The sequence below is a fragment of the Emticicia sp. BO119 genome (genome assembly GCF_013912375.1).
GTDB lineage: Bacteria > Bacteroidota > Bacteroidia > Cytophagales > Spirosomataceae > Emticicia.
The window spans coordinates 1-1,178 of sequence record NZ_JACETV010000027.1; the positions used below are offsets into that span (position 1 = coordinate 1).

At 27.5% G+C, this 1,178-nt stretch carries 2 protein-coding genes; one reads left to right on the forward strand and one right to left on the reverse strand.

Annotation, left to right across the window (positions count from 1 at the left end):
- Positions 1-632, forward strand: a 632-nt coding sequence (locus H1R81_RS27265) for a restriction endonuclease subunit S (RefSeq protein WP_181843920.1), incomplete at its 5' end; no start/stop codon positions are given.
- On the opposite strand, the gene H1R81_RS27270 is transcribed toward H1R81_RS27265, so the two are convergent.
- Positions 625-1,178 (reverse strand): restriction endonuclease subunit S (locus tag H1R81_RS27270; protein WP_181843921.1); only part of this gene is annotated, 554 nt, incomplete at its 5' end. The two genes, H1R81_RS27265 and H1R81_RS27270, sit on opposite strands and share 8 nt — an antisense overlap.

A 1,178-nucleotide genomic window follows, 5' to 3' on the forward strand; every position in this document is an offset into this window, starting at 1 on the left:
AGAGTACGATTAGTAGGAAACTTTTTTCTCAGCAACTGAGGTTTAGAGACGATTACGGAGACAATTTTTGTAATTGGAAATTAGAAAAATTAGGAAATGTAGTAAAGTTTCTCAAAGGAAGTAATCTTTCAAAAAATGATATTGATTTAAGTGGGGCTTTAAAATGTATTCATTATGGAGAACTATTTAATATATATAATGAAGTAATTTATGACATTTTCTCTCGTACCAATAAAGAAGGGACTAGAAGTCAAGCTGGTGATATACTGATGCCAAGTTCAGACGTAACACCACAAGGTCTCGCAACAGCTAGTACAGTTTTAGAGGAGAATATTATTTTAGGTGGAGATATAAACATACTACGTCCAAAAGATACTATTAACTCTATATTTTTATCATATTTTTTGAATAACGCAAAGAGAAAAATAATAGAGTTGGTTTCTGGTACAACAGTTAAGCATATTTATTCTAGAGATTTAGAACAAATGGATATACCAATTCCTTGTTTTGAAGAGCAATGCAAAATTGCAAATTTTCTTTCCTCTTTTAATAGAAAAATTAAAATTGAAACTATTGAATTGCAACAATTAGAAAACCAGAAAAAATACCTTCTATCTAAACTGTTTATATGAATGAATTGCCCAATAGATACTGTTTTTGTTGAATTAATAGCCTATTCGCTTCTACATCTGTTCTTATTTTTTCATCTATTGTAGACAGAAGTCTTGATATTCTATCTTGTATTTCAATATTGATTAATGGTATTTTCATTGATTCAATTTCCGAAATATAATGTCGTTTATGTTCATTTGATATGAGATCTAAAAATAAAAGATATTCAAATATAAATTTTAGATTACTACCATGCTTAGATTTTAAGATTTTTATTGCAGATGATTTTAATTTAAAAGGGAAATGGACATATTTCATATCCATAGTAAAATCATCAAAAATGATACATTCTCCTTTATCATAAACCCCAAAATTTTCATCTGTGTATCCTAGTATGAATGCTTTGTTAGCAGTAAGAACGGGAATTAAAGTATTATCGGATAAATAATCAGTACTAAAAACTATATAATTATTAGGTTGTTCATAATATAATACCTCTCTAATTAATGATGTTTCATATTCGCCATTTTCAATTTCTTTAAAAAATTGATTCCGAATCGTACTCT